Origin of the sequence: Streptomyces sp. (assembly GCF_035563135.1) — a bacterium.
In the GTDB taxonomy this organism is placed as follows: Bacteria; Actinomycetota; Actinomycetes; order Streptomycetales; family Streptomycetaceae; genus Streptomyces.
In genome coordinates this window covers 1-2,741 of the sequence record NZ_DATMVN010000205.1, presented here as the reverse complement: position 1 = coordinate 2,741, position 2,741 = coordinate 1, and the positions used below count along the sequence as shown (strand labels likewise).

Annotated in this window: 3 protein-coding genes and 1 pseudogene; 3 read left to right on the top strand and 1 reads right to left on the bottom strand. The window is 73.6% G+C overall.

The window, feature by feature from the left end; all coding sequences use genetic code 11:
- Nucleotides 1-218: pseudogene (locus VN520_RS09015) on the bottom strand (hypothetical protein); the annotation flags it as partial.
- A gap of 285 nt (nucleotides 219-503) precedes the next feature.
- Here VN520_RS09015 and VN520_RS09010 point away from each other — a divergent pair.
- From VN520_RS09010 to VN520_RS09000, 3 genes are all read left to right on the top strand, one after another.
- Complete coding sequence (locus VN520_RS09010; RefSeq protein WP_325746332.1) at nucleotides 504-1,340, top strand: Nif3-like dinuclear metal center hexameric protein; 837 nt, start codon at nucleotides 504-506, stop codon at nucleotides 1,338-1,340.
- Entirely contained in the window at nucleotides 1,337-2,080 is a 744-nt protein-coding gene (locus VN520_RS09005; RefSeq protein ID WP_325746333.1) for a zinc ribbon domain-containing protein, read from the top strand. The genes VN520_RS09010 and VN520_RS09005 overlap by 4 nt, the downstream gene beginning before the upstream one ends.
- Nucleotides 2,080-2,741: reverse transcriptase-like protein (locus VN520_RS09000; RefSeq protein WP_325746331.1), on the top strand; the 662-nt coding region annotated here is incomplete at its 3' end. The genes VN520_RS09005 and VN520_RS09000, both read left to right, overlap by 1 nt.

Below are 2,741 nucleotides of genomic sequence, written 5' to 3'. Positions count from 1 at the left end.
GGTGTGTGCCGGCCGGGCGCCGCGTCCCTGCCCGGGAGCGTGCCCCGGTCGGGCACATCCCCTCTGAGCGGGTCCGCGCCCTCGTCCGCCGCACCCGCGGCGCGGGGTTTCACCGGCTCGGCCGGCCCGTCCGGTTCCGTCGGCCCGGGTGCGGGTTCCGTCGTCGCGGCAGCCCTTGTGACTCCGGCGGTCTTGTCCTCGATGGCACAGGCAGTCATGATCCGGTCACCTCCGGCAACCGAAGCTAGGTTTCGTACTCCCCACCGGACAACGCGAGCCACACCACTTCACACATAAGGGTGCTGATGTCCTGATTTCCCTGCGGAGGTGGAGGGGCCTGTGCTGCGGACGCGGAACTCGACGGCCTCAGCAGCCTTGGCGACCTCGGCGCCGACCCCACCGGACAGCGGGGCGAGTAACGATTCGCACCGGCCGCCGTTCCCGCCGCACGCCCCCCGGCGGCCAGGGGCGGCGGGCCGTGGCGGACAGGTAGCCTTTCCTCCGTGCCCCGTCTGTCTGAAGTCATCGCCGAGCTCGACGCCCTCTGGCCTCCCGAGCGGGCCGAAGGATGGGACGCCGTCGGCACGGTCTGCGGTGACCCCGGAGCGGAGATCGACCGGGTCCTCTTCGCCGTCGACCCCGTCCAGCAGATCGCCGACGAGGCCCGCGCCCTCGGCGCCCAGCTGATCGTCACCCACCACCCCCTGTATCTGCGCGGTACGACGACGGTCGCGGCCTCCACCTTCAAGGGCCGCGTCGTGCACGGGCTCATCAAGCACGACATCGCCCTGCACGTCGCGCACACGAACGCCGACACCGCCGACCCCGGGGTCTCCGACGCCCTCGCCGGCGCCCTGGACCTGCGGGTCACCGGCCCCCTGGTGCCGGACCCCACCGACCGGTCCGGCCGCCGCGGACTCGGCCGGATCTGCGAGCTGGACCGCCCCGAGACCCTCCGCGACTTCGCCGCCCGTGCCGCCGCCCGGCTGCCGGCCACCGCGCAGGGCATCCGGCTGGCCGGCGACCCGGACGCGCTCGTGCGCCGGGTCGCGGTGAGCGGCGGCTCCGGCGACAGCCTCTTCGACGCCGTGCGCGCCGCCGGTGTCGACGCCTTCCTCACCGCGGACCTGCGCCACCACCCGGCCTCCGAGGCCGTCCAGCACTCGCCGCTCGGCCTCGTCGACGCCGCACACTGGGCCACCGAATGGCCCTGGTGCGAGCAGGCCGCCGCACAGCTCGACGCACTTTCCGACCGCCACGGATGGGGCCTGCGGGTCCATGTCTCGAAGCAGGTCACCGACCCCTGGACCACCCACCACTCTTCTGGAGCCCCCAACTGAACGCCGCGCCCGCCGACCAGATCCGACTCCTCGAAGTCCAGGCACTCGACGTACGTCTGTCGCAGCTCGACCACAAGCGCACCTCGCTGCCCGAGCACGCCGAGCTGGATTCGCTCAACAGCGACCTCGCGCAGCTGCGGGACCTGCTCGTCGCCTCGCAGACCGAGGAGAGCGACACCACCCGCGAGCAGACCAAGGCGGAGCAGGACGTCGACCAGGTGCGTCAGCGCGCCGTCCGCGACCAGCAGCGGCTCGACTCCGGTGCGGTCTCCTCGCCGAAGGACCTGGAGAGCCTCCAGCGCGAGCTCACCTCGCTCGCCAAGCGCCAGGGTGACCTGGAGGACGTCGTCCTCGAGATCATGGAGCGCCGCGAGTCCGCCCAGGAGCGCGTCGCCGAGCTGACCGAGCGCGTCAGCGCGGTGCAGGCCAAGGTCGACGACGCGACCGCCCGCCGGGACGCCGCTACCCGGGAGCTCGACGCCGAGGCCGCCACCGTGGCCAAGGACCGCGAGGTCGTCGCGGGTGCCGTCCCCGCCGACCTGCTCAAGCTGTACGACAAGCTCCGCGCCCAGCAGGGCGGCGTCGGCGCGGCCCGGCTCTACCAGCGCCGCTGCGAGGGCTGCCGCCTGGAGCTGAACATCACCGAGGTCAACGACGTGAAGGCGGCGTCCCCCGACACCGTGCTCCGCTGCGAGAACTGTCACCGCATCCTGGTGCGCACCTCGGAGTCGGGCCTGTAATGACCGCTCCACGCCGGCTGGTCGTCGAGGCGGACGGCGGCTCCCGGGGCAACCCGGGGCCCGCCGGTTACGGCGCGGTCGTCCTCGATCCCCATGACGCCGGGACACTCGCCGAGGCCGCCGAGTACATCGGCGTGGCGACGAACAACGTCGCGGAGTACAGGGGCCTGATCGCCGGGCTGAAGGCGGTGAAGGAGCTGTTCCCGGACACCCCCGTGGAGGTGCGTGTCCGGATGGACTCCAAGCTGGTGGTCGAGCAGATGTCGGGGCGCTGGAAGATCAAGCACCCCGACATGAAGCCGCTCGCCGCGGAGGCCGCGAGCATCCTGCCCGCGTCCTCGGTCACGTACGAGTGGATCCCGCGCGAGCGGAACAAGCACGCCGACCGGCTCGCAAACGAGGCGATGGACGCGGGCAAGCGGGGCGAGCAGTGGGACCGGGCGTCCTCGACGGCCGACCTGGAGACGTCCCGCACACCGGCTGTCCCCGGCTCACCCCCGGCCGGCCCGCCCGGCGACGCGGTGGCGGGCGCGGCGAAGGTCCGGGCCGCGATGGCCGCCGCCCGCCCGGCGCCGGCCGCTCCGCAGACGGACCCGGGCCCCTCCCCGCAGACGGACCCGGGCCCCTCCCCGCAGGCGGACCGGGTGACGGCCCCGCAGGC